The sequence below is a fragment of the Paramesorhizobium salinisoli genome, from assembly GCF_003335045.1.
GTDB classification, from domain to species: domain Bacteria; phylum Pseudomonadota; class Alphaproteobacteria; order Rhizobiales; family Rhizobiaceae; genus Paramesorhizobium; species Paramesorhizobium salinisoli.
Genome location: NZ_QOZG01000003.1, coordinates 453,007 through 477,330 on the forward strand (window position 1 = coordinate 453,007; position 24,324 = coordinate 477,330).

The 24,324-nt window shown below is 61.5% G+C and carries 23 protein-coding genes; 9 read left to right on the forward strand and 14 right to left on the reverse strand.

What is annotated here, in order from left to right; all coding sequences use genetic code 11:
- Positions 1-3: 3 nt before the first annotated feature.
- From alaS to DUT91_RS09170, 3 genes are all read right to left on the reverse strand, one after another.
- Complete coding sequence (gene alaS / locus DUT91_RS09160) at positions 4-2,661, reverse strand: alanine--tRNA ligase (RefSeq protein WP_114440048.1); 2,658 nt, start codon at positions 2,659-2,661, stop codon at positions 4-6.
- A 300-nt stretch (positions 2,662-2,961) separates the two neighbouring features.
- Positions 2,962-4,053 (reverse strand): recombinase RecA, encoded by a 1,092-nt coding sequence (gene recA, locus DUT91_RS09165; protein ID WP_114440049.1) that lies wholly within the window; start codon positions 4,051-4,053, stop codon positions 2,962-2,964.
- Positions 4,054-4,433: 380 nt separating this feature from the next.
- A complete protein-coding gene (locus DUT91_RS09170; RefSeq protein ID WP_114440050.1) occupies positions 4,434-5,096 on the reverse strand; it encodes a YiaD family glycine zipper/OmpA-like lipoprotein in 663 nt (220 codons plus the stop codon).
- Positions 5,097-5,290: 194 nt separating this feature from the next.
- Here DUT91_RS09170 and DUT91_RS09175 point away from each other — a divergent pair, with 194 nt between their 5' ends.
- Positions 5,291-6,004: an SDR family oxidoreductase gene (locus DUT91_RS09175; RefSeq protein ID WP_114440051.1), complete on the forward strand. Its 714-nt coding sequence runs from the start codon at positions 5,291-5,293 to the stop codon at positions 6,002-6,004.
- 66 nt (positions 6,005-6,070) lie between these two features.
- Here DUT91_RS09175 and DUT91_RS09180 read toward each other — a convergent pair whose 3' ends face one another.
- The 5 genes from DUT91_RS09180 to DUT91_RS09200 form a co-directional block, all read right to left on the reverse strand.
- Positions 6,071-6,886 carry a formylmethanofuran dehydrogenase subunit C gene (locus DUT91_RS09180; protein ID WP_114440052.1) on the reverse strand — a complete coding sequence of 272 codons (816 nt, stop codon included), beginning with the start codon at positions 6,884-6,886 and terminating at the stop codon, positions 6,071-6,073.
- Positions 6,883-7,791 carry a formylmethanofuran--tetrahydromethanopterin N-formyltransferase gene (fhcD, locus tag DUT91_RS09185; RefSeq protein WP_114440053.1) on the reverse strand — a complete coding sequence of 303 codons (909 nt, stop codon included), beginning with the start codon at positions 7,789-7,791 and terminating at the stop codon, positions 6,883-6,885. The genes DUT91_RS09180 and fhcD overlap by 4 nt, the downstream gene beginning before the upstream one ends.
- Positions 7,779-9,410: a formylmethanofuran dehydrogenase subunit A gene (locus DUT91_RS09190; protein WP_114440054.1), complete on the reverse strand. Its 1,632-nt coding sequence runs from the start codon at positions 9,408-9,410 to the stop codon at positions 7,779-7,781. The genes fhcD and DUT91_RS09190 overlap by 13 nt, the downstream gene beginning before the upstream one ends.
- The gene (locus DUT91_RS09195) at positions 9,404-10,474 is read right to left on the reverse strand and encodes a molybdopterin-binding domain-containing protein (protein WP_245419641.1); all 1,071 of its coding nucleotides are present in this window, start codon (positions 10,472-10,474) and stop codon (positions 9,404-9,406) included. Before DUT91_RS09195 ends, DUT91_RS09190 begins: the two co-directional genes overlap by 7 nt.
- Before the next feature lie 109 nt (positions 10,475-10,583).
- Positions 10,584-10,982 (reverse strand): 4a-hydroxytetrahydrobiopterin dehydratase, encoded by a 399-nt coding sequence (locus tag DUT91_RS09200; RefSeq protein ID WP_114440056.1) that lies wholly within the window; start codon positions 10,980-10,982, stop codon positions 10,584-10,586.
- A 127-nt stretch (positions 10,983-11,109) separates the two neighbouring features.
- Between DUT91_RS09200 and DUT91_RS09205 the strand changes: the two genes are divergently transcribed.
- The 7 genes from DUT91_RS09205 (at position 11,110) to fae (ending at position 17,633) form a co-directional block, all read left to right on the forward strand.
- Entirely contained in the window at positions 11,110-12,072 is a 963-nt protein-coding gene (locus DUT91_RS09205; RefSeq protein WP_114440057.1) for a beta-ribofuranosylaminobenzene 5'-phosphate synthase family protein, read from the forward strand.
- A gap of 47 nt (positions 12,073-12,119) precedes the next feature.
- A complete protein-coding gene (locus DUT91_RS09210; RefSeq protein WP_114440200.1) occupies positions 12,120-13,016 on the forward strand; it encodes an NAD(P)-dependent methylenetetrahydromethanopterin dehydrogenase in 897 nt (298 codons plus the stop codon).
- Positions 12,994-14,154 carry an ATP-grasp domain-containing protein gene (locus DUT91_RS09215; protein WP_245419643.1) on the forward strand — a complete coding sequence of 387 codons (1,161 nt, stop codon included), beginning with the start codon at positions 12,994-12,996 and terminating at the stop codon, positions 14,152-14,154. The genes DUT91_RS09210 and DUT91_RS09215 overlap by 23 nt, the downstream gene beginning before the upstream one ends.
- Positions 14,151-15,110 (forward strand): methenyltetrahydromethanopterin cyclohydrolase, encoded by a 960-nt coding sequence (mch, locus tag DUT91_RS09220; protein WP_114440058.1) that lies wholly within the window; start codon positions 14,151-14,153, stop codon positions 15,108-15,110. The genes DUT91_RS09215 and mch overlap by 4 nt, the downstream gene beginning before the upstream one ends.
- Positions 15,103-16,071, forward strand: a complete 969-nt coding sequence (locus DUT91_RS09225) for an ATP-grasp domain-containing protein (RefSeq protein ID WP_245419644.1) — start codon at positions 15,103-15,105, stop codon at positions 16,069-16,071. Before mch ends, DUT91_RS09225 begins: the two co-directional genes overlap by 8 nt.
- A gap of 14 nt (positions 16,072-16,085) precedes the next feature.
- Positions 16,086-16,952 (forward strand): triphosphoribosyl-dephospho-CoA synthase, encoded by an 867-nt coding sequence (locus DUT91_RS09230; protein ID WP_245419645.1) that lies wholly within the window; start codon positions 16,086-16,088, stop codon positions 16,950-16,952.
- A gap of 174 nt (positions 16,953-17,126) precedes the next feature.
- Entirely contained in the window at positions 17,127-17,633 is a 507-nt protein-coding gene (gene fae / locus DUT91_RS09235) for a formaldehyde-activating enzyme (RefSeq protein WP_114440061.1), read from the forward strand.
- A 233-nt stretch (positions 17,634-17,866) separates the two neighbouring features.
- Here the strand turns inward: fae and DUT91_RS09240 are convergent, their stop codons facing one another.
- Complete coding sequence (locus tag DUT91_RS09240; protein ID WP_245419646.1) at positions 17,867-18,586, reverse strand: HisA/HisF-related TIM barrel protein; 720 nt, start codon at positions 18,584-18,586, stop codon at positions 17,867-17,869.
- Between the two features lie 33 nt (positions 18,587-18,619).
- Here DUT91_RS09240 and DUT91_RS09245 point away from each other — a divergent pair, with 33 nt between their 5' ends.
- A complete protein-coding gene (locus DUT91_RS09245; RefSeq protein WP_114440062.1) occupies positions 18,620-19,693 on the forward strand; it encodes a hydantoinase/oxoprolinase family protein in 1,074 nt (357 codons plus the stop codon).
- Positions 19,694-19,831: 138 nt separating this feature from the next.
- Here the strand turns inward: DUT91_RS09245 and DUT91_RS09250 are convergent, their stop codons facing one another.
- The 5 genes from DUT91_RS09250 to DUT91_RS09270 are packed head-to-tail and all read right to left on the reverse strand — an operon-like array spanning position 19,832 to position 24,215.
- Complete coding sequence (locus DUT91_RS09250; protein ID WP_114440063.1) at positions 19,832-20,440, reverse strand: DUF447 domain-containing protein; 609 nt, start codon at positions 20,438-20,440, stop codon at positions 19,832-19,834.
- Positions 20,437-21,834, reverse strand: a complete 1,398-nt coding sequence (locus DUT91_RS09255; RefSeq protein ID WP_114440064.1) for a DUF6513 domain-containing protein — start codon at positions 21,832-21,834, stop codon at positions 20,437-20,439. The genes DUT91_RS09250 and DUT91_RS09255 overlap by 4 nt, the downstream gene beginning before the upstream one ends.
- The gene (locus tag DUT91_RS09260) at positions 21,827-22,378 is read right to left on the reverse strand and encodes a flavoprotein (RefSeq protein WP_114440065.1); all 552 of its coding nucleotides are present in this window, start codon (positions 22,376-22,378) and stop codon (positions 21,827-21,829) included. The genes DUT91_RS09255 and DUT91_RS09260 overlap by 8 nt, the downstream gene beginning before the upstream one ends.
- Positions 22,375-23,013, reverse strand: coding sequence for an amino acid kinase family protein (locus DUT91_RS09265; RefSeq protein ID WP_114440066.1), 639 nt, complete (start codon positions 23,011-23,013; stop codon positions 22,375-22,377). Before DUT91_RS09265 ends, DUT91_RS09260 begins: the two co-directional genes overlap by 4 nt.
- Positions 23,010-24,215: a (5-formylfuran-3-yl)methyl phosphate synthase gene (locus tag DUT91_RS09270; RefSeq protein WP_114440067.1), complete on the reverse strand. Its 1,206-nt coding sequence runs from the start codon at positions 24,213-24,215 to the stop codon at positions 23,010-23,012. Before DUT91_RS09270 ends, DUT91_RS09265 begins: the two co-directional genes overlap by 4 nt.
- Positions 24,216-24,324: the final 109 nt, after the last annotated feature.

Genomic DNA, 24,324 nt, shown 5'->3' on the forward strand with positions numbered 1-24,324 from the left:
GGCTCAGCCCAAGAGAGCCTTGACCGCCGCGATAGCCTCCGGCGCCTTGGCGCCTTCCGGACCACCGGCCTGGGCCATGTCAGGGCGACCGCCGCCGCCAGAACCGCCAAGGGCGGCTGAGGCAGCGCGAACGAGATCGACGGCGCTGATGCGCGACGTCAGATCGTCGGTGACGCCCACGACAGCGCTCGCCTTGCCATCCTCGCCGACGCCGATGAACGCCACCACGCCCGATCCGAGCGCCTTCTTGCCTTCGTCGGCAAGCGGCTTCAGATCGCGCGGCGAAACACCCGTTACCACCTTGCCGATAAAATTCACGCCATTGATCGTTTCGTTCTGGGCCGCGGCCTGCTCTCCGCCGCCGCCCAGCGCCAGCTTCTTGCGCGCTTCAGTCAGTTCACGCTCAAGCTTGCGGCGCTCCTCGATCAGGCTCGCCACCCGATCGAGCGTCTCGGCTGGCGTCGTCTTCAACGTGGCCGCGAGCGCCTTGACCCGTTCGTCCTGCTCTTCCAGATAGCGACGGGCAGTCTCGCCCGTCAGCGCCTCGATGCGGCGCACGCCGGCGGCAACAGCGCCTTCGGAGACGATCCGGATCAGTCCGATATCGCCGGTCCGGCGCACATGCGTGCCCCCGCAAAGCTCCGTGGACCAGGCTTTGCCGACCTTGGGTCCCTGCATCGCCGTGCCCATCGAGACGACCCGGACCTCATCGCCGTATTTCTCGCCGAAGAGCGCCATTGCACCCGCCGCAATGGCGTCGTCGACAGCCATCAGCCGCGTCGTCACCGGACTGTTCTGCAGCACGATCTCGTTGGAGATATCCTCGATCGCTTTCAATTCCGCGGCCGAAATCGGCTTGGGATGCGAGAAGTCGAAACGCAGGCGATCAGGCGCGACGAGCGAGCCCTTCTGCGCCACATGCGTTCCAAGCGTCTCGCGCAACGCCTCGTGCAGAAGATGTGTAGCGGAATGATTGGAGCGGATGCGCGTGCGGCGCGACGCGTCGACCGCAAGCTCCACTACAGCGCCGGTTTTCGCCAAGCCCTTCGCCACGCGGCCGATATGAACAAAAACGCCGTCGCCCTTCTTCTGCGTGTCGGAGATTTCGATTGTGAAACCCTCACCCGAAATCGTTCCTGCGTCGCCCACTTGGCCACCGGATTCGCCATAGAACGGCGTCTGGTTGACGACGACGGCAACCGTGTCGCCCTCCCCGACGCTGTCGATAACGGCGCCGTCGCGCACCAGCGCGGTGATGATGCCCTCGGCCTTCTCGGTCTCGTAGCCCAGGAACTCCGTCGCGCCTGACTTGTCGCGTACGGAAAACCACACGGTTTCGGTCGTGGCATCGCCGGAGCCTGCCCAACTGGCGCGCGCCTCCGTCTTCTGCCGCTCCATGGCCGCGTTAAAACCTTCCGTATCCACGCCGATGCCGCGCTGGCGCAGCGCATCCTGTGTCAGGTCGAGCGGGAAGCCATAGGTGTCGTGGAGCTTGAAAGCCGTTTCGCCGTCGAGACGCCCGCCCTCGCTCAAATTCTCCGTCGCCTCGCCCAAAAGGCCAAGTCCGCGTTCCAGCGTCTTGCGGAAGCGGGTTTCCTCAAGCTTCAGCGTCTCCGAAATCAGCGCCTCGGCGCGGATAAGCTCAGGGTAGGCCTGCCCCATCTCGCGCACGAGGGTCGGCAACAGCCGCCACATCAGCGGCTCCTGCGCACCCAGAAGCTGCGCATGCCGCATGGCGCGACGCATGATGCGGCGCAGCACATAGCCGCGCCCCTCATTCGACGGCAGCACGCCATCGGCGATGAGGAAGCTCGACGCACGCAGATGATCCGCGATGACGCGATGGCTCGCGCGGTTCTTGCCCTCGGCCTTGACGCCGGTCGCCTCCTCGGAGGCGCGGATCAGCGCGCGGAACAGGTCGATGTCGTAATTGTCATGAACGCCCTGCAGCACGGCGGCGATACGCTCCAGCCCCATGCCCGTGTCGATCGATGGACGCGGCAGCGCGATGCGCTCCTCCTTCGACAACTGCTCGAACTGCATGAAGACGAGGTTCCAGATCTCGATAAACCGATCGCCATCCTCGTCCGCGCTGCCGGGAGGGCCGCCCCAGATATGGTCGCCGTGGTCGTAGAAGATTTCCGAGCAAGGGCCGCAAGGCCCGGTATCGCCCATCGCCCAGAAATTGTCGCTGGTGGCGATGCGGATGATGCGGTCGTCGGACAAGCCCGCGATCTTCTTCCAGAAATTCGCCGCGTCGTCGTCGGTGTGATAGACGGTGACGAGTAGCTTATCTTTGGACAGGCCGAACTCCTTGGTGATCAGGTTCCACGCGAACCCGATCGCCTCCTCCTTGAAATAGTCGCCGAACGAGAAATTGCCGAGCATCTCGAAGAAGGTGTGATGGCGCGCGGTATAGCCGACATTGTCAAGGTCGTTATGCTTGCCGCCGGCGCGCACGCATTTCTGCGAAGTCGTGGCCCTGTTATAGGGACGTTGCTCGAGCCCGGTGAAGACATTCTTGAACTGCACCATGCCGGCATTGGTGAACATCAATGTCGGATCGTTGCGCGGCACGAGCGGGCTCGACGGCACGATCTCATGTCCGTTCTTTCTATAATACTCCAGAAATGTCGACCGTATCTCGTTGACGCCACTCATGTTCCAACCTTTAGAGGCTTTGACCCGCAGGGTTACCCCAACAGGCTTCGCCTTCTTGAAATGCTCCTTCGGGCAAGCGGCCCGGACCGCATGCTTTTAGCGACGCCGCGAAACCCTGTCCAGCCAATCCAGCAGCCGAAAAGCGGCTCCAAAACCCGCTACAAACTCCAGGCTAGCCGCGGGCCCAAATGTAAAAGCCCGCGCTATCTCCTCCATGAGGGAGGGAAAACGCGGGCTTGTTCCTTTATCGCAAGGCTGCGGTGTCCTGGATTTCAGGCACTCCGGAAATCAGCGCCTGCCTCACATTTCGGCCGTATCTGCGTCACCATCATCATCCCCGCCAGGCCCGTTATCGAGGAACTGCTCGGCGATGAGGCCGGCATTCTGGCGCAAGGTGAGTTCGATCTCCCGCGCCAGTTCCGGATTGTCCCGGAGGAACAGCTTGGCATTTTCACGCCCTTGCCCGAGGCGCTGCGAATTATAGGAGAACCATGCCCCCGACTTTTCGACCACGCCGGCCTTGACGCCGAGATCGACCAGTTCACCCATCTTCGAGACGCCAGCGCCATACATGATGTCGAATTCCACCTGCTTGAAGGGCGGCGCGAGCTTGTTCTTGACGACCTTCACACGGGTTTGGTTGCCAACCACCTCGTCGCGTTCCTTGACCGCGCCGATACGGCGGATATCGAGACGCACCGAAGCGTAGAACTTCAGCGCATTGCCGCCCGTCGTCGTCTCGGGCGAACCGTACATGACGCCGATCTTCATGCGAATCTGGTTGATGAAGATGACCATGCAGTTGGAACGCGAGATGGAGGCCGTCAGCTTGCGTAGAGCCTGGCTCATCAGGCGGGCCTGCAGGCCCGGCAGGGAATCGCCCATCTCGCCTTCGATTTCGGCGCGTGGGGTCAGCGCCGCGACGGAATCGACCACCAGCACGTCGATGGCCCCCGAGCGCACCAGTGTATCGGTGATCTCCAGCGCCTGTTCGCCTGTATCGGGCTGCGAGATCAGAAGGTTTTCCAGATCGACGCCAAGCTTGCGTGCGTAGACGGGATCCAGCGCATGCTCCGCATCGACGAAGGCGCAGATGCCGCCCTTCTTCTGCGCCTCGGCGATCGTGTGCAGCGCCAGCGTCGTCTTGCCGGAGCTTTCCGGGCCATAGATCTCGACGATGCGCCCCTTGGGAAGCCCCCCCACGCCAAGCGCGATATCGAGCGAAAGCGATCCGGTCGAAACCGTTTCAATCTCGACCACCTGCTCGTTCTGTCCGAGCCGCATGATCGATCCTTTGCCGAACGCCCGCTCGATCTGAGACAGTGCCGCGTCCAGAGCCTTAGTCTTGTCCACTGAATTATCCTCAACAAGTCGCAATGATTTCTGAGACATGTTACACTACCCCTGTGTGGTGCATGAAGCCCGGACAACCCGTTCTTGAAAACTATTTGTATCCGTTTTGTTCTAAATTGACAAGACGGGTAACGTGTTGAAAAATATCGACGTTACAAAAATGTTCGATATATGTTCTAGCTTGGACACGTTAACTCTTATTTTTTAAAATGCCCACTCATCCCCGTTTCGGGGGCATCCCCCCTCTTAGCGATTCGGCGACGGCGGGAAGCCGCGACGCGGAAGAACCCCTGCCGGCAGATACAAAAAAGCGCGACCCTGAAGGACCGCGCTTTCCGTTAAGACCAGCCTGGACATACCCCGGCGGATCTATACCTGGGTAAATTCTGGAATTTATCCCTGGGTAAATTTTCTGAAATTTATCCCTGGGTAAGCGGCGAAATCTGGATCTCGACACGGCGGTTCTGCGCGCGTCCGGCTTCCGTGGCGTTGGTGACGATGGGCTGCGTCGCGCCAAAACCGGTGACGGCGAAGCGGCGCTGGTCGATGCCCTGGCTTCCGAGATAATTGGCCACGGACTGGGCCCGGCGCTGCGACAGTTGCAGATTATGGCTGGCGCTGCCGGTCGAATCGGTATGGCCGTAGACATCGACAAGCGACTGGTTGAATTTGCGCAGAACGATCGCGACAGAATTGAGCGTCGGATAGAACTGGCTCTTCACCGCGTCCTGGTCGGTGTCGAAGGTGATGTTCGATGGCATGTTCAGAATGATCTGATCGCCATTGCGCGTGACCGAAACGCCGGTGCCTTGAAGCTGCGCCCGCAGTTCCGCTTCCTGCCGGTCCATGTAATTGCCGATGGCGCCGCCACCCAATGCGCCGATACCTGCACCAATCAGCACGGCATTGCGCTGCGCACGGCTCGAACCGCCGACGGCCAGGCCGCCCAGCGCGCCAACGGCTGCCCCGAGGGCCGCTCCGCCCGCCGTATTCGAAATTTTCTGCTGCCCCGTATAGGGATCGGTGGTGCAGCCTGCGAGGAAAGTGGCCGCCAGGGCAGCAATGGTAAACTTCTTGATCATTTGGTGATGGACCCCGATTGGAATTGCGTCGCACATGATAATAGCGATTGCGGCAATAAGGTGAAGACTTGGTTAACGGCTTTTTGGAACCCCACCATGCCGACGAAGCCGCTCCCGTCTCTGGCCAACGCGACCGCGAGTGGTTATCGTCCTGGAATTATTTGGGCGAATGGCCCTCGCAGAGGAGAAGGCGAATGCAGGCGGAAAATGCAAAGCCGGTGGCCGTGATAACGGGCGGTGGACGCGGCATGGGCGCCGCGATTGCCCGGGAACTGGGCGAACGCGGCTATCGCCTCGCATTGATGTCCCCCTCCGGTAGCGCCGTCGAACTGGCAGACGAACTGGGAGGCGTCGGCATCAAGGGCTCGGCGCAGAACCTCGCCGACCTCGAAGCGCTGGTGGATGCGGCGGTAAGCCGCTATGGCCGCATCGACGCCGTGGTCAATCATACCGGCCATCCGCCGAAAGGCGATCTTCTCGACATCACGGATGAGGGCTGGGTACTCGGCAACGAGATGATGATTCTCAACGTGGTGCGGATGGCGCGCCTGGTGACGCCGCTCATGCTCAGCCAAGGCAAGGGCGCGTGGGTCAACGTCACCACCTTCGCGGCCTTCGAGCCATCGCTGAAATTCCCGGTCTCCTGCGCCTATCGCGCGGCGGTCGGGGCCTATACCAAGCTCTATGCAGATCGCTACGGTGCCGACAATATCCGCATGAACGCCCTTCTCCCCGGCTATATCGACAGCCTCGACCACAAGGAGGGAACGGCGGAGCCGATACCGATGAAGCGAATCGGCACGGTCGAGGAAATTGCCAAGACGGCAGCGTTCCTGCTCTCCGACGATGCGGGCTACATCACCGGCCAGAACATCCGCGTCGATGGCGGCATCACGCGGCACGTCTGAGCGTGGAAGCGGTATCGCCGTGTTTTCAACCCAGCCCTCTCCGCTTGCCGGCGGGAATCGCCTGAACTATCCACCCATCCGGAACAGGATTTCCCCCTTCCCAAGCACAGCGGTGTCGCCGCCGTATTTTCCGGGGCGGCGGCCCAATAGCGGCTTATCGAGTATCCCGTCCTCGATCAGATAGCGGTCGAAAAGGCCGGAAAAAGCGATATCCGTCCGGCCGCAATCGATGAAGGTCGGCGAAAGCGCCTCCGGCCGCCGGTCGAACAGCAGCGAGCCGCGTTTCATCAGATATCCCGGCATGGCTCCGACCTTGCCCCTCACGGCAACGCTCCCGGCGATCATCCGGCTGCCGGCATAGTCGCCGCATCCTTTGAGGATGGCGATGACGCCCCGGCGCATGCGGTCCCCCGCATAATCGCCGGCCCTGCCCCGCACGACCAGCACCCCGCCCGCCATTCCGAGCATTTCCCCGGCAAGCGGCCCACCGAGACAATCGCCCGAGTTGCCCCGGATTTCGAGCCGGCCACCCGCCATGCAGGAGCCGGCATGCGTTCCGCAACGGCCTTCGATGACGATGGCGCCGCCGCGCATCTTGCGCCCGGCCTGAGCACCCGCATCGCCCGCGACATAGACCATGCCGCTGCTCATGCCCGCGCCGATGCCGTCGAAATGCGCGCTCCCACCGTCAAAGACGATGCGGGAAGCATCCTTCCCGGCGATCTTGAACAGGTCGCCGACACTCGCCGGCTTTCGGCTGGTGCCGATGCGCAAGCGAGCGATCTCCGCAACGCTCATCCCGTCGAGCCTGTCAGGGGTGAGCGCCAAGAGATCGAGCCGTTCCTCCGGTTCGGCGCGCAGCGTGAAGGTCAGCCCTTTCATGGCAGCAAATCCTTGAGGTGATAGTGGAACTTGCCGAGCTTGCCGCCATAATTGCCGGCGCTGATGCGCAGCGCGCCGCGCTTTGGTCCCAGATCGATCACGGCTTTCAGCCCGGCGCGCATGGCGGCGGAAACCGCCTCGCTCGTCTCGCCATCGATCACGATCTCCAGAACGGCATTGATATCGGGACCGAGCGCGCTCTTCACCACGCCGCTCAGCGTCGGCGCAAAGGCCTCGTTGGTCGAAGCCGTCATCCCCTTGTACTTGGCGCCGATCTTCGATCCCGAACGCACGACGCCGCCCGGAAACGGCATGATCGTACCAGGAATTTTCCCGATTGCCGCCACGGCGCGCTCGGCTGCGAGAAGCGCCTTCTCCGCATTGGCGGCGAGAAGCAGGAGATTGCCGCCGCCCACCGCCTCCTTGGTCATCCCGGTCGTCGCCTCGCAGAGGAATTCCCCATCCATGACAGGGATCCGCCAGTAGTGCCTGCCGCCGAACTTCTTCGATATCTGCCAGCCATCGCCGAAATAACGCAGCGCCGCACCGAGATTGAGCGGCGTGCCGCCTTCCATTGCGGCAAAACAGGCGCTGCCCGGCGATGTCAGAACACATTGGCCGACCCGGTTCTTCAACTGCCTCTGCAATTCGTCCGTGCTCACGGCGAAGAGCATGACACGGCAGCCCGGGCGTCCGTCAGGCGTCTGCGACGGCGGCAGATCGACATCGATCGCCGCCTCGCAGCCGCAACCGATCACCGATGTTGCGTAACCGGTCATGGTGATCGCCGCCTGGCGCGCCCATTTCAGCGTCGGCCCGGTAATGATGATCGCCGTCGCGCGCATACCGAAGGCCTCGGCAAACGTGTCGTCAATCCCTATCCCGTTGCGAATCAACTCTTGCATGACACCTCCGCGAAGGGCTCGTCGCGTTCGATTGCGCTGTCGGGAAAGGTGAACCAGTCGAGCGACAGGCCGTAGCGCTCCTCGTGATAGGCCTGCATGCGGCGGACCATCGCCTTGTCGGGTGTCGGTTTGAGGCGCAGCGCCTTGCCCCAGCGGAAATGAACGACCTTGCCATTCTCCACCACAAGATCGCCATTCTTGAAGACAAGTGCCGCTTCGCGGAACATGCCCGCAATATCGCTGCCCCTGCGGTAGACGGCGATATCGGCAATGGCGCCGGGACCAAGATGGCCGCGATCTTTCAGCCCTAAAAGCCGCGCTGGGGCCGCGCGCGTCATGATGGCGATCTCCTCGAGCGTATATTCGCGCCGGATCGAGGCGAGTGTCGTCAGTTCCAGCGCCGCAGCATTAAGCTCCGCCGACTTCGCATCGCGGGCCTCGCGGCTCATCAGCAGCTCGAACAGATCAGGATAAGCCGTGAAAGGCGCGCCGTTCGGATGGTCTGTGGTGAAGAAGACGCGCCAGGGATCATCGATCAGCAGGAACAGTTCCAGCCCCACCGCCCATTGCAGCGAACCGTAATAATTCTTCCTGTAGCGGTAAGGCACGATGCCCCCGCCATTGCCATCGCCATCGATGATGACGGTCTTCTTCGGGTCCGCATTGCCGATCGCCAGGAACTGCCTCGTGACGTCGGACGAAACCGTCACCGTCTGCCCGAACATGACCTGGCCGACATCGATGGTGACATCCGGATTGTTGTTCACCTGCTCCGCCAGCCGGGCCGCCTCCGAGGAAAATTTCCGTTTCCCCTCAGTGCCGTAGCCGTAGAACTGCAGATGCGCGAGATGCAGCGGCACGCCCTCGGCGGCATCGATGGTGACCGACGCCGTGTCGGCGCTCCCGGCAAGGCCGAGATTGTTGGCGTGCACATGCAGCGGGTGCGGCACGCCAAGCCTGTTGACCGAGGCCTGCAGCGTCTTGACGATCCCGCGCGAACTGACGCCATAGGCCGGAACCACATCGTCGAAGGAGAAGGACCGGACATTCTCCTTGAAAGCGGCGGCAGCCCCCGCATTGATCACCTTCACGCCGAGTGAGTTTGTCGAGGCAAGCGTCCATGCCACGTAATCATCCACCATGTCGGTCGATGACTTGTCGCGGATCAGTGACAGGAGGAAATCGTCATTGCCGAGGATCGTGAGCGTCGCCTTGTCGATGATGGGAATATCGGAAAGCTCCAGATGCGTGTGCAGCGCATTGTAGGGAGACATCGCCGGCTCTACGACGGTGGTGAACCCCATCTGCGCATACAGGCATCCGGTCGTGAAGGTCGACCAGCCGGCATTGGAAAGCGGCGTGGCGGCCGGGCGCGGCAGATGCGCGGCGTGATGTTCCGGCAGGAGAAGCCGCGCCGTGTTCACATTGCCGCCGCCGATATGGGAATGGATGTCGATCGCACCGGCCATGACGATACAGCCGGAAAGGTCATGGGTCTTGTCGGCGCGCCTGCCCTCGGGCTTGTCGATGATGAAGCCGTCCTCGAACCAGAGGTCCCGTCTGCCGCTTGCGCCATTCACGGGATCGATGATCTCGCCACCGGTCAGCCGGATCAGCATGACTCCGCCTCCCCCGAGGGCAGCGCTTGCGCCAACTGCCTGACGATTCCGGCGATTGCAGGTCTGTCGGAGGGGGCGCTGGCGCGTGTTGCCCTGAAGGTTCCGGTCCGGCTCGAATAGGCCACGCAATCATGGTCGATACCGGGCGCGGCAATCGAAATCGTGACGGCAGCGCCTGCCACGGGACTTGCAGTGTGCGCCAGGGCAACGAGCGGTATCCTGCCCTGCTTTGCCGGAATTTCGTCACCCGGCGATATCCAGAGATGCAAGTCGGCCTCCTTGTCCCGCAGCATGCGCTGGATATCCCAGCGCTCGGGATCATAGACTGGAGCGCCGTTGGGAAAACCGGTGCGCGGCGGAAAGCCGGTCATCCACACGGATGTCAGCACCGCGCCCCAAGCCGCGTCATCCGACGGCAGGAACAGGCTGCTGGCGCGCTTCGACCTGTTGAGGTCGGCGACAAGGCCCTGAAGCATGGCAAGGCTCGTCGGCTCTTCCGTATTGCCCGAAAAGACGAAAACCGGAAAATCGGCTTCCGCCAACGCCTTTTTCAGGCTGTCGAGATTGGTGATGGGAGTGGCGGTTCGCCGGCCTGCAAGTTCTGCCCGCAATAGCGCCACAGCCGTACCCAGAGAAGCCGCCTCGGCGGAAAGGATGACGGCTTTGACCTGCCGCGAAAGCTCGCCTTCTGCGTCCTTGCCACCGGACACCGCCTCGCCTCCCTCCAGGTGAAACCAGCGGCGCGACTGCTTGCCCGCGAGATCGGGCTGAGCCGAAGCCCATGAAAGGATCAGTTCATGATGCGAGGCCGGGAGGTCGCCGACAAGGATAATCAGGTCCGCACGCCGGCGTACTTCGCCCGGCGTCGTGAACATGCCGCCATGGGAGGTGAAGAGGGCCACCTCGTTGAGGAGTTCCCTGCCCCTGATATGATCATAGGCTGCGCCAAGCTTTTCGGCCAAAGCGATGACGCTGCGGGTGCCATGCACATCCGCATCGAATGAAATGACCGGGCAGCGGCTGGACGCCAGAAGCTTTGCAGCATGCTGGATTGCGTCTGACAAAAATACTGCCTGGCTGCCGACCCATGCAACCGACATAAATCCCGCAACTTTCTGGTGCCGCTACGAACTTAGCCAATTTTCGCCGAATGTGAACCCCAATACCGCGGCTTCAATCGTCATATTTTAAATACGCAAAGCGCTGGTCCGAGGCAGGTGTTCCCCCGAGCGCGCCGTCTTCCTTCCCGGGCTGCCACTGCACCACATCCTCTATCTTCCGCGCCAGTTCGAAATCCTTGTCCGTAATGCCTTTGGCATCATGCGACATCAGGATGATTTCGACCCAGGCGTAAGACGCCTTGATATCGGGATGATGCCAGGCGGCTTCCGCCAGATGGCCGACCGTGTTGATGACCATCAACGTGCCTTTCCAGCCATGCGTCTTGTATTTGCGGCGGATCCAGCCGTTTTCATAGCGCCAATGCGGCAAATCCCTGTGCAGCCGCTCCATGATTTCATCTTCCGAATAGACCCTGGCCTTGGCTTTTGCCGCGCTGTTCTGATCGGTCATCGATGAATTCCTCCAACAATCTTTCTCGGCAATCTTTCTCTGCATCCGGCTTGCGTCCTGATCGAAAGACGATATCATAAGTCAGGGCCCGATTTCTGAAAAATGCGTTCAACGTATAAGAGAACGAATGTCGGACTCTGTCTCCATAAAAGTCCCTGCGCGCCTGCATCTCGGCTTCCTCGATATGCCGAGAAAGAATGATGGCCGTTTCGGCAGCATCGGCTTGCCCCTCGAAGATATTGCGACGGAGTTGACCATTGCGCGCGCGCGCGAAACCTCCGTCGAGGGCGATGAGCGCGAGCGGGTCGCCGAGCATCTTGCGCGACTGTGCGTTCATCTCGGCATCCGGGCGCAGCACCGGATCGTCATCCACCGAACCATTCCCCGCCATGCCGGCCTCGGCTCCGGCACCCAGATCGCGCTTGCCGTCGCCGCGGCGCTTCGCACATTGCATAAATTTCCGCTCGACAGCCGCAACGACGCGCTGCTGCTTGGCCGCGGCGTGCGTTCCGGCATCGGTATCGCCGCCTTCGAAAAGGGCGGGCTGATCGTCGACGCAGGGCGGTTCCGTCAGAACCAGTCTCCGACAGTCATCACGCACATCCCCTTTCCCCGGGATTGGCGTATCATCCTCGTTCTCGACGAGACGACGCAGGGCATCCATGGCGAGGCGGAGATGGAGGCGTTTCGGACGCTCCCCTTCTTCCCCGACGCCAGTTCCGCCGCGATCTGCCGGCAGGTGCTGATGGGGATATTGCCAGCCCTCATCGAACAGGACCTTTCCGGCTTCGGCAAAGCCATCGAGGCCGTGCAGACGGAAATCGGCGCTTATTTCTCTCCCGCCCAGGGCGGCGCGTTCACCAGCAAGGCGGTCGAAGCTGTTCTGGCGGAACTCAAAACCGCCGGCGCCGTCGGCATTGGCCAGAGTTCGTGGGGACCGACCGGATTTGCCTTCGCCCCATCGCACGCTGAAGCGAAACGGATTGTCGGGGCCATCGCCGCTCCAGGCGCTGTTTCCATCCGCATCCTCTCGGGCCGGAACGAGGGCGCGGAAATCACACGCAGCGCGCTCGATCTTGTCTCTCTATGAATGACACCGGAACCGATGCGCACCACCATCGAAAGGAAGCGGAAGCCGTGACCCGCAAGACCATCCTCCATATGCTGACGCCCCTCAGGCAGATGAGCCCGTTCGACGTGAACATGGCGCTCGACGCCGGTTATGACGCGGTCGTTCCCTATACCGATGTCGGCCTTTCCGACGTCGGCAATCTCGTCCAGGACGCGATCTTTTCACGCCCCCCAGATGCCGGCGTCGCGACCGGTATCTTTCTTGCGGGAAAAGACGCGCCGACCGCGCTCGACATGCTCGACGCCGCCAGGAAGGCCATGGTGCCGCCATTCGAAATATCGGTCTTCGCCGATCCGGCTGGCTCCTTCACGACTGCCGCCGCGATGGTCGCCAAGGTGGAAAAGGCACTCGCCCGCCATTACGATCGCACGCTCGCCGATGTCTCGGTGGCGATCTTCGGCGCGACCGGCGTGGTCGGCTATTGCACAGCCGTCATCGCCGCCAAGGAGGGCGCGCGCGTAACAATCGTCGGCCATGACGGGCTTCGCCGTGTTGAGGACATCGCATCATCGATCAAGGAGCGCTTCGGCGTAACGGTTACCCCCGCCGACGGTTCGGACGACGCGAAGAAAGGCGCGGCCATCGAAGGCGCGAACGTCCTGCTTGCCGCCGCGAAAGCCGGCGTGCAGGTCATTTCCAGCGCGCAATTGCGCAACGCACCCGATCTTCTCGTCGCCGCCGACGTCAACGCCGTGCCGCCGGCGGGCATCGAGGGGCTGAAGGTCAATGCCAATGGCGAACCGCTGGAGGGAACGCGCGCCATCGGCATCGGCCCGCTCTCCATCGGCAATGTGAAATACAAGACGCAATCCGGTTTGTTCGTCCGCATGCTCAAGGCGGAGAAACCGATTATCCTAGATTTTCAGGATGCATTCAGCCTTGCCCGCGACCTTGCAAAATAACGATACGGTCCTGATCGCCGCGATATCGGGCCGCTCGCTTGCCGCCGCCGCCCGCCGGGCAGGCCTGCGCCCGCTCGTGGCTGACCTGTTCAACGATACCGACACAATGAGTTTCGCCGAGCGCGCCATCAGGCTGCCCGGCAGCATCCAGACCGGCATCGAAGCCGATGGCCTCATGGGCCGCTTGGTTGAACTTGCCGGAGACGATGCCCCGCAAGCGGTAATCTATGGTTCGGGTTTCGAGCGAACGCCTGACATGGTGGACGCGATCGCACGCCATTTTTTTGTGGCCGGAAACACCGCCCGGACGATCCGAGCCGTCAAGAACCCGGCGAGACTTGCCGACCTCTGCACTTCGCTGTCGATCCCGCACCCCGAGATAAGCAGCGAGCGGCCCGACAATCTCGAAGGCTGGCTCGTGAAGCTCGCCGGCGGCGCAGGTGGTTCGCATGTCGGCCATGCCAGCGGCGGCGATAACAGGCCGGACCGCTATTTCCAGCGTTTCGTCGCGGGAAGAAACGTCTCGGCGCTCTTTATCGCCGATGGAAGAGAGGCCCGCCTCATTGGCTTCAGCCGCCAATGGGTGGCGCCGTCGCAGAGCAGCCCATACCGCTATGGCGGCGCGGTGCGGCTCATGCGCTACAGCAAGAAAAACCGCGCGCAAATCGGCGAATGGTTGATCGCGCTGACAGCCCGGACAGGCCTTGTCGGGCTCTGCGCCGCCGATTTTATCGACGGCCCCTCAGGTCTCTGGCTGATCGAGATCAATCCGCGCCCTGGCGCGACGCTCGATATTTTTGACAGTGATGAGACGCCTCTCCTGCGCGAGCATCTGAATGCCGTCAGGGGCGCTGGGGCGAAACGCCCGACCTATGCCGGCTCGGTCGCCTCGGCGATCGCCTATACGCCGCATCCAATTCGCATTTTTCCGCCGATCGAATGGCCCGAACTGACCGCCGATCACCAGCCCCCGGGCTCGGTACTCGATGCCGGCGATCCGGTATGCACCGTCTTTGCCAGCGCCCGCTCGGCCGCGACCGCCGAAAGGGCCGTCAAGAACCGTGTCAAGGCATTGGCTGCCTATTGGAAAGAAGCTTCCCCGTGGGGAACGGGTTCCCCAGGAGGAACGGTCATATGAGGAATGGAAAAGCATTCCTGAACCGCAATGCCCAGCGTATCGTCGACGAGATGATCGACAACGCCGACCGCCTGCGGATCGCGCATAGCCGCGGCAGTCTCGGCGAACATCTGATCGATGCGGGGGCGAATGAAGAGGGCGGCATCGACGCCGGCATGCGTATTATCGAGATATGCATGGGCGGCCTAGGCGCGGTTTCGACGCAACTGAATCGCGGCGCGGGACGCTGGCCGCTCGGCATCCATGTCCGTTCGTCCCAGCCCGTTCTTGCCTGCCTTGCCAGCCAATATGCCGGCTGGAACCTGTCGCACGGAAAATATTTTGCCATGGGCTCGGGCCCGATCCGGACGCTCGCCCGCGTCGAGCACCTGTTCGAGGAGATCGTCTATGAGGAACCCGATGCAAAAACATCGGTGATCGTGCTGGAAACAGCCGCGCCGCCGCCGCGCGAGATCGTGGAGAAGGTTGCTCGGTCGACGGGCCTCGCACCAGAGGCGCTCACCTTCATCTATGCGCCGACCCAGAGCCTGACAGGATCGGTGCAGATCGTCGGGCGCGTACTCGAAGTCGCGCTGCACAAGGCGCATGATCTGAAATTTCCGCTCGATGCGATCATCGACGGCGCCGGCTATGCGCCGCTGCCCGCCCCGCACCCGGATTTCCTGCAGGCCATGGGCCGGACCAATGACGCCATTATCTATGGCGGGCTGGTGCAGCTTTTCGTGCATGGCGCAGCCAGCGATGCCAGGGCGCTCGCCGAGCAGCTTCCAAGCCGAACGTCGCGCGACTATGGCCAGCCCTTCGCCGATATTTTCAGGGCTTTCAAAGGTGATTTCTACGCCATAGACCCGCATCTCTTCAGCCCGGCCGAAGTGATCGTTACAGCTATCGAAAGCGGCGAGACTTTTCGCAGTGGTGGAATTGACAATGCAATGCTGGAACAATCCCTTGGCTGAAAGAATTGATACGATACTGATCCTGTCGGACAGGCCGGACGGCCAGGTGAAACAGCTTTCCTCTTCGTTTAACAAGCTCGGCGTGAAGACGCTTTCCATGCATCTGGCCGATATCGGCTTCGACAGCAGATATAAGTCAGGCCTTGCCATTCCAGGCCTCGATGGTGCCCTGCCCGCCACTGTCGTCGTGCGCTCCGTCTCGTCGGGAACCTTCGAGGCGATCACGCGCCGCCTCGGCATTCTCCACGCCTTCGCCCATCTCGGCGTTCCCGTCTGGAATTCCGCCAAGGCCATCGAGCGCTGTGTCGACAAATCCACCACGACGTTTTTGCTGGCTCAGGCCGGTCTGCCCACACCGGAAACCTTCACCGTTGAGAACCTGGAAAACGCCAGAGCCATCATCGAGCGTGAGATCGCCAGTGGTCCGCTGGTGCTCAAGCCGCTGTTCGGCTCGCAAGGCCGCGGCATCCGTCTGATCAACGGGCCGGAGGATTTGCCGGTGCCTGAAGAGGTCGACGATGTCTATTATCTCCAGCGCTTCGTGGCCCGGGCCGGTCCACCGTTTCGCGATTATCGCGTGTTCACTTGTGGCGGCGAGGTTCTGGGCATGATGGCGCGCTGCGCCGACGGGTGGATCACCAACATCGCCAAAGGTGCCAAGGCCGAACCGGTCACCGGTCCGCTGCGGTTGAAGCTTGAGGCGCTGGCGCTGGCCGCGTCGAAAGCCATCGGCACCGATTTCGCCGGCATTGACATCGTCCCCACATCCGACGGCGAACTCCTCGTCCTCGAAGTCAACAGCATGCCCGCCTGGAGCGGATTGCAATCCGTCGTTCCAGTGCGCGTGGCTGATCGCATCGCCAAGGCGCTGACCGCCCGCGTCTTCCCGCGCTTTGAGCGGGATGAGGAAAAGTGTGCGGCGGTTTTCCGCCCGCATCCCGCTCTAACTTTAATAAAATGAGAAAGGCCGGCGGCGTGACCCCGACGCGGGACCAGATCAGGCATGCCTATATCGCCGCCTGCCTCGGTGAAATCCAGGCGCTGAAGCCCGGCAATGTGCATCGCTTCGCCGATGGTCACCGCATGACCGCGACGCAGTTCCTCGACAGCGCCGAAATTTCCGCCGATCCGCTGACCGATCCCGCATTGCGCGTCGGGCGGCGCATCCGCGACGCTGTGGCCATGACGCGCGAACGGGTGGGCACCAACACAAATCTCGGCATCCTTCTCCTCTGCGCGCCGCTCGCCAAAGCGGCGGAAAAGCCGGGCCGGGACTTGCGGCGCAATGTGGCGCAGGTGCTCGATACACTCGACCGTGACGACGCGCGCGACGTGTTTGCCGCCATAAGGCTGGCGCAGCCCGGCGGGCTTGGCTCGGCGGAAAAGCACGATGTTTCCGAGGAACCTGAAGTCGGACTTCTGGAGGCGATGCAGGAGGCCGCCCATCGCGACATGATCGCCCGGCAATATGTCACCGGTTTTGCCGATATCTTTGACATAGGCCTTTCGGCCCATGCCACGGCCCTGGCCCGCGATGAAAAAGACATGTGGCCCATCGTCTTCGTCTATCTTGATTTTCTCTCACGCTTTCCCGACAGCCACGTCGCGCGCAAGCATGGCGCAGCGGTCGCCGAACAAATTCGTGCCGAAGCCGAGACGATCCGCGAGAGCGCAGCAGAGATGCGTGATGGCACGGAGCGGGAAAAACTGCTGCTTGCCTTCGATAAGAAGCTCAAGGCCGACGGCATAAACCCGGGCACATCCGCCGACCTGACGGTGGCAACGCTTTTTGCGCACGGCATCATCAACTTAGTCTTGCATAATCGCGGGGTAAATGGTTGAATTTTGAAAGCGGAGGGTTTGCTTCCGCTGCTATCTGGCCAACCGACCCGCGCTCCATATGCTGGTGAACAAGGGTGCTGTGAACAAGGATAGCTGTCCATCGAGAACCGTGTCTCGACGTACGGCATCTTTGGACAATCCATTTTTGGAAACGGTTTAGGGAGGAATCAGATCGTGGCGAAAATCACTAAGGTAATGGTTGGCGAATCTCTGATCGGTGACGGCAATGAAGTTGCCCATATCGATCTTCTCATCGGACCGCGCGGCAGCGCCGTCGAAACAGCTTTCTGCAATGCTTTGACCAACAACAAGGACGGATTTACCTCCCTCCTCGCGGTGATCGCGCCCAATCTGGCGTGCAAGCCGAACACGGTGATGTTCAACAAGGTCACCATCAAGGGCGCCAAGCAGGCGGTCCAGATGTTCGGCCCGGCGCAGCATGCCGTTGCAAAGGCCGTGCAGGACAGCGTGGCCGATGGCACGATCCCCGCTGACGAAGCCGACGATCTCTTCATCTGCGTCGGCGTCTTCATCCATTGGGAGGCCGAAGACGACGCGAAGATCCAGGATTTCAATTATCGCGCAACCAAGGAAGCCATCGAGCGCGCGGTAACAGGCAAGCCCACCGCCGCTGAAGCGACCGCCCAGCGCAATTCGGTCAAGCATCCCTTCAGCGCCTAGACAAGAGACAACCCCGCACAGAGCATGCCCTCTGTGGAATCGGATGGCCTGATGCGCCGGTTGGCCAAACGTCTAGGCTTTTGACGAAAAGGAGGGAGCAATCCCTCCTTTTGATTCATTATCATGCTTCGTAGAACGTCATGGTCGTAGAACAGCCAGAGCGTTCTCGTTTTGATGGAGTCGCGAGGCGCCCCCTCTGGCCTGCCGGCCTTTCCACTTCATTCTGAAATGCTCTAAGCAAACGTCCCCTCCGCCCTCGCCATAAAATCCCTGACCATTTCAGGCGTCAGCGCCCCATCGTGCAATGCCGTCGCCACCAGCGATCCGGCAATGCCCATTTCCTCCAGCCGCTCCAGATCCTTTGCAGACCGCACGCCGCCGGCGGCGATCACTGCCCTGTCTCCTGCGCGTTCCCTGATTGCAGCCAGGCGCTCGAAATCCGGCCCATCTCCTGCACCCACCCGCGCGAGCGTCATGACGATCACCCGCGAGGGCCACAGGGCATCGTCATCCAGAATGGCGGGCGGCCCGAGGAATTCATCGCCGCGAAAGTCCAGCGACAAGGCCAGTTGCGAATGCCCATGGAACGCCTGGAGCAGCGAAATATCGGATTGCGATTCGGAACCGAGCACAGGCACCACGCCATCGAGTGCCAACGCGGTTTCGAGATCACCTCTCTTGCAAAATCCGGCATCGAGCCAGACGGAGGATTGCGCCCGCAAGGACGCCAGAGGACCCAACCTGTCTACGCCGCTTGTCCGCCTCTCGATCCCGTCGAGATCAGCCACATAATAAGCCGGAAACGGAAAAATCTCCCACAATCCAGCCGCGACATCGCCGATTTCGGCCGATGGGCTGAGTGGCGTTTCGATCGGCCTGTAGCTGCCGCGCTCGCCCTTGCGGGCACGCACGACAAGTCCGCCTTTGATGTCGAGAACGGGAATGATAAGCACTGACAAAGCCGATATCGGAGGGACGATCCAGCTATGAAAGCCCGAAAGGAAACGGAAGGAAAGAGCCCTGCCACGAGTTTTGTGACGGGTTGGGACATCGGCGGCGCACATCTCAAGATGGCGCAGTGCCGGAATGGCGAGATCGTCATGGCCCGAACCATTATGACGCCGATGTGGCTCGGGACCGATCGCGTGAAGGAAGCGCTGAAGAATCTCGCCGATCTGCGCACCGAAGGCGGCGGCAATGTCTTCACCATGACGGGCGAACTCTCCGACGCCTTCCCCTCCCGCGATGTCGGTGTCGCCACCCTGCTGGACCTGATCGAGGAGGAATTCGGCGAGGAGGAAACGCTGATCTATGCCGGCCGGTCCGGACTTGTCGATCTGGCTTCCGCGCGACAGCTCGGCGGCGACATCGCCTCGGCCAATTGGCATGCGACGGCATCGCTGAGCGCGAAGCTTGCCGGCAACGGCCTCTTTATCGACATGGGTTCCACCACCACCGACATCCTTGCCATGAGGGACGGCGCGGTCATCCACCAGGGCTATTCCGATGCCGAACGCCTGCTGACGGGCGAACTCGTCTATACCGGCTTCGCGCGCAGCGCCCTGATCGGCATCGCCTCACTGGTTCCGGTGCGGGGCCGCATGACACCGCTGATGAACGAATATTTCGCCAATACCGCCGATCTCAGCCGCGTCCTCGGCACGCTCGACGAGGCCGACGATCAATACAAGGCGGCGGATCATGGGCCCAAGACTTTTGCAGGATCGATCGAACGCCTGGCGCGTATGGTCGGCCGTGACAGCGGCGATCTCCGGAAAGAGGAATGGATAGACATCGCCCGCTGGTTCAGCGAACACCAGTTGCGCATGATCCATGACGGCGCCTTCCGGGTGGCGGCGCTGCTTTCATCGAATGCAGGAGCACCGGTCGTCGGCGCGGGCATCGGAAGGCCGCAGATCAAGCGCCTCGCCGAACGCCTGGAACGGCCCTATGTGGATTTTGGCTCACTCATTCCTGCAAGCAATGAGGCAAGAGACGCCGCCAGCAAGGCCGCCCCCGCGGCTGCGGTGGCGCTTCTCGGGCTGGAGCACTTCTCTTAAAGAGGCCCTATTCTGTACCGGCCCGGAAGTGGAGAGGATGAGGAATGGATCCCAGTGACAAGCACTTGGGATCCATTCCTCATCGAGGCCACGCCGTTCCGCAAAAACACGACCACCGCATCTCCAACCAGAACCACCTCAGATGAATTTCTGATCCGGCGTATGCGCGGACTTGCCTTTCGCATCAGTGGCATCGCGGTGGGATTCAACACGTTGCATCAGCCATGACCAGGCAAGGCGTTCGTCCGGCCCCGCCGTCTTTTCCAGCGCTATGCTGAGATAGGCGAGTTCGGCATCGATCTTCTCCGCCGGCAGCATATCGAGACGGCTTACCAATATCGCCAGTTCCAGAACAGCCGCCTTGGCGCGGTTGAGCCCCGTAAAAGGTGCGTGTATCTCCTCCGACACGATCCGGCAGAAAAAGCGCGGACGCAATCCATCATCCGTCATCGAAACCACCTTGAGCACGGAATGGCTCAGCGCCGATTTGAGGCGGGGAACGGGACAATCCTCGATTGGCGCCACCGGCCAGTCCTTCCGCCCGCTCAGGCACCCCGCGAAGACCAGCATATCGTCGGTATAATTGGCAACGGCATAGGGAACGGCAGTCAGATTATCCAATGTCTTTGACGGGCGGAACGGCGCTATGATCCAGCCATCGCCCTCCTCGATAATCCCGAGCGGCGCGATATGCACGAGGCCATCGGCATCGACGGTCGTTATGATCGTTTCCCTGATATAGCTCACGGTGCATCCTTCTTCGCGCGCAGCGTATGGCCCGCCTTGGCAAGCCGCATCCGATCTTCCTCGGCTGGCGGAACGGCCACGCCCCAGGGGAGCGGCTCGTCCTGGACATAGCGTTTGCCGAGTTTCCAGGCGAGTTCGGCCTTGGTCAACTCGGCACCGAGATAGAAGGCATGCGCGCCGTCATTCTCGACATGGAGCCCCGGAAATAGCTCGAACGCATCCTGCGCCACCCGGTGCCCGTCCCGGTTGAAGATGTGAATACCATCGGCTGCCGTCATGATGCGGAAATTGGCGTCGCGCACCGCCCCGGCAAGGGCGTCTATATCCTCATTGGAATTGGGATAGGGCTTGCGGTCATGAACCTGCAGGAGGCCTGCATCATAGCCGCGCGGCAGCGCGTGATCGCGCTTCGCTGCGAACATGATGCGCCGCGCCCGGTCATGCTCCTCCACGGTGCGCATCGTATGGGGGCTGACATTGACCACCAGCACATTGCGGATCACCAGTTCCGAGCAGAGCCCCGCAAGCACCGCCGTTATCCCCGATGTGTCGGCATCGGTCAGTTCGGTCAGATTGCCGGTGCCCATCATCATCTCGACATCCGGCCAACGGCGGCGGGCTTCGATGAAGCGGCCAAGCGAATGGGCGAAGCCGAAATGGATAGGATCGAGAACAGGGTCCGCGATGAAGGAAATCCCCGCCTCGCTCGCCGCATCGATGGCGCGGTCAAGCGAATCCAGATCGCCGGGGATGGCCGGGATCAGGATAGGGATGGCCCCATACTTAAACGCAAGGGCGATGGTCTCCTCATTGAGGCTCAGGAGATAGTCCGCACCCGCTTTTGCACCGGCTTCAAGCTCTTCGACATTGGCGGAATCGACGCTCACCGCCAGACCGTGCGCCTTGAGTGCCTGCACGGCCTCCGCCAGATGCGGAAACGGTGTTTCCGGCAGGCAGCCGAGATCGATTACGTCGGCCCCAGCAGCGGCAAGCCTTGAGGCATGCGCCACGATCGCGTCGATACTCATGATCGAAGCATCGACGATCTCCGCGAATATCCGCATCTCGTGTTGCGATAGATCGACGGGCTTTCCAGCCCGGCCGAGATAGGCAGGCAAATCGGCGAGTTCGTCCGGGCCGCGCTCGAACGGGACGCCGAACAAGTCGCTCAGGCGTTCGAGATTGCCCTTGAAGCGGCCAGGCAGGACGACACGATCCGCCATCACGGGCTGTTTCAGGCGGCGGATGATGATCTCCTCCGTCATCAGCGCCGCGACCTTAACGCCGATATCGATAATCTCATGCGAAAAGGATGTCTCTCCCAGATCGGCGAGCACGCGCTCCAGCCGGGCGCGGGCGAGATGCCCTGTAAGAAAGAGCAGCCGCTCAGCCATCCCCAGCTATTTCCTCTTGCCGCCGAGCGATCGCATCCTTCAATTCCAGAAGGGATTCCACCACATGGGTTCGCTCGAATTCCTTCAGCCGCGCCGTATTCTGGAGATCGATGGGCCTGGGATAGACTTTGACCATCCCTCCGGGCGCCATGGTTTCAAGTTCAGGCGCCGTGTCGCAAGCGAAAACGATGGATGGAACCTGACATTTGCCGGCCTGGGCGTAGACATTGGTGGCGAGCGTATCGGAAATGCCCACGACACATTTCGCCACCGTGTTCGATGTGGCGGGAGCGATGACCACGGTGTGATAGATGCCGTGATAGAAGCCGCCGACAGGCACGGCGCTCGCGGTCTTGTCGTGCAGCACGCGCATCGTATCCGGAAAATCGAGCTTCAGCTTGTACATGCGCAACACTTCATTGGCCGCTTTGGATACGAATATGTCACAATGCTCGAGCGTGCGGATTAGTTCAAAGCTTTCGACAAAGAAATGGCCCGAGCCGGTCAAAACCCACGCCCAGCGCGGCGTCTGCAATTTCGTCATTGCTCAAGCATCTCCTCATCCGCCGCTTCGTTGTGCATGACAATTCCCGGGATATCCGCCAGAGGCGCCCCCTCGGCTATGCTGGCGAGCGTCTGTGGCCCTGCGAGATGCAGCGTGATGTCGTTTCCCAGCATGTCGGGCAGCATCGGATCGACGATGGCTGATCTGACGAGCCCGGCAACGCCGATATGCTGCAGAAACTCATTGCTTTGTTTGACCAGAAGCAGCCGCTCCGCACCCCATTGCCGGCATAACCATGCAGCGAGCGAATCCGATGTAACATCCCAGGAGCGCGGTATATCCGACGCCTCCCATGTCATCTGCGAGGGCAGCCAGACGGGAATGCCGCCCGCATCCAGCGTCTGCCTGATCGCCTCCAGCGAACGGCACGGACGCAGCCGCTCATGGCGCTCGGCGATCACCAGGCCGAATTGGTCCATGGCCAGAATGGCCATGCCGTGGGCGGCATTGTCCGAATAGGCCAGAGGCTTTTGCAAGGCGCGCACTTCGTCTGCAAACGGCCCGCCACCGGGCACGATGACCAGCGGAAACCTGGCCGTTGCGAGCCCCTCCACCCAGCGCTGCAATTCCTCATGTCCCGCCGTGCTTCCTCCCAGTTTCACGACTGCCTTCATGAATTGCTGCCTTTTCTGCCTCCATGGGCGTGGGTCGTCCCGGCGCCTGCCCCGGTATCCGGTGAAGATCGGCGTGGCTTGGATGCGCTTTGCGCCTCGCGCCGGCGCTCGATCTCTACACCGACTCCGCCCGCCCCGAGCTCCAGCTTCTCAGCACGCACCACCACGCGCGTAACACGCGGATTCTCCAAAATGAAGGCCGCGACCTGCTCCGCCAGTGTTTCGGCGAGTTCGACATGCCCGCGCGCGACGATGGTCCTGATCCCATCCATGATCAAATCGTAGGAAACGACATGGCGCATATCCTCCGGATTGAGCGTTACGCGCAGCACATCGGCGGTCACATCGAAGCGCACCTTCTGCGCCTTGCCATGCTCGAAACTATAGGCGCCGATCTGCACCGGTAGGACGAAGTCCCGCACGAAGATCTTGTCGGTTCCGAGCTTGGAATCCTCCGGGCTAGGGAAATAACCCCTCGCCGCCAGCAATTGATAATCGACGCGCGAAGCATCTGTAGCCGGTGTCCGTTCCTCGGGGATAAGCGCCCTGATCTTCGCCGTCGCTTCCTCGCTGATTCCAGCATTTCGCTTCTGATTTTCACACAAGGCACCGCGAAAGCCGAGGAAATCGGGCGCGAAAACCAGAAGTCTCGGAATATCCGGGGCTTCCAGCGACCCGGCCACCCCCACCATCAGCGACAAATCATGGGCCGACTTGATGAAGCCGCCGATGCGATCGGGGCTCAGATGGTCAAGCAGCCGCCCGCCTGCCTTGTTGGCCGTGTCGATCATGATGCCGTGAAAGCCTGCCTCCTTGAAAGCAGCCGGCAGATCGTCCGGATAGGCATGATCTGCAAACAGTACGCCGATGAGTTTGCGCTGTTGCGCAAGCCCCTTCAGTGCCGCGATGCACTCAGGCAAATGCTCCGAGGGGAAAAAACCAATCTTGACATATTCCACGCCGGTAGCCGCGATCTCGCCTGCTTCCCGCAAAAGTACCTCGGGCTCCATCGGAAGATCGCCGCAGGCCGCACTTACCGGCCGCACGCCCGCCACGAAATCAACCACGTCCCTGATTGTTTCGGGCGCGACAGCGCCCAGAGCGCCATTGTCGGGGTCTTTCAGGTCAATGATATCGGCCCCGCCCTTCAGAACGATTTCGACTTCCCGGCGGTCGCGAACGCTTGCCAGCATTTTAGTCATCGCAGGTCTCCCCCAAGGTCATGGGAAATACCCCTCCACCTGGAAATAATCAGTTTATCACTTGAGATTACGGCAGGGTTGTTTAAAAACATTGTGGGCACCTACTACG